General features: G+C 58.2%; 1 pseudogene. It reads left to right on the top strand.

Features of this window, described 5'->3' with window-relative positions:
• Nucleotides 1-918: pseudogene (locus CPT76_RS39645) on the top strand (TIM-barrel domain-containing protein); the annotation flags it as partial.
• Between the last annotated feature and the right edge of the window lie 61 nt (nt 919-979).

Raw genomic sequence — 979 nt, 5'->3', positions numbered from 1 at the left:
ACGGCCGGCGGCCAGCAGTTCCCGGTGCATTGGGGCGCGACTGCTCCGCCTCATACGTATCGATGGCCGAATCGCTTCGCGGCGGCTTGTCCTTGTCGCTCAGCGGCTTCGGGTTCTGGAGCCACGATATCAGCGGCTTTGAAAATACGGCCACACCGGACCTATATAAGCGCTGGACCGCTTTCGGGATGTTGTCCACGCACAGCCGGCTGCACGGGAACCAGTCATACCGGGTGCCTTGGCTCTTCGATGAGGAAGCGGTTGACGTATTGCGCTATTTTACCAAGCTGAAATGCACACTGATGCCATACCCTGTTCCGTTCCGCCGTGCAGACTGCTGCAACAGGGGTGCCCGTCATGCGGGCCATGGTGCTGGAATTCCCCGAAGATCCGAACTGCCATGTGCTGGACCGCCAGTATATGCTCGGGGATTCGCTTCTCGTCGCACCGGTCATGAACGACCAGGGACTGGCACGGTACTATGTACCGGAGGGACGCTGGACTGATTTCGTAACCGGAGAGAGTGTAGAGGGAGGCCGGTGGATCAGCCGGCAGGTCGACTACTTTGCGGTTCCGCTATTGGCGCGGGCCGGAACCATCATTCCGGTCGGAGACAATGACCAGCGTCCGGATTACGACTACGCGGACGGTGTGACCCTTCACGCCTTTGAACTTGCGGATGGAACGGAAACGACAAGCGTCGTGAACGGGACGAACGGCAAGGAAGAATTAAAGGTCGCGGTAACCCGGAACGGGGAGCGCATCGATGTTCAGGCGGAAGGAACCAAGCCATGGAAGCTGCTTCTGCGCGGCATAAGCCAGATCGCTCAAATCGAAGGCGCCGAATCCGCCGTGACCGAGCAGGGGGTACTTTTGACGCCACAAGCGGGCGTTAAGCAGATATCGATTCAATTGTAATGGGCATTGTCTTAAGCAAACGGGATCAATAGCCATACTGACATCAGGCTCCCGAAATACC

It is taken from the genome of Paenibacillus sp. AR247, assembly GCF_002968895.1.
Taxonomy (GTDB): domain Bacteria; phylum Bacillota; class Bacilli; order Paenibacillales; family Paenibacillaceae; genus Paenibacillus_AQ; species Paenibacillus_AQ favisporus.
This window is presented reverse-complemented; position numbering and strand designations above follow the sequence as displayed.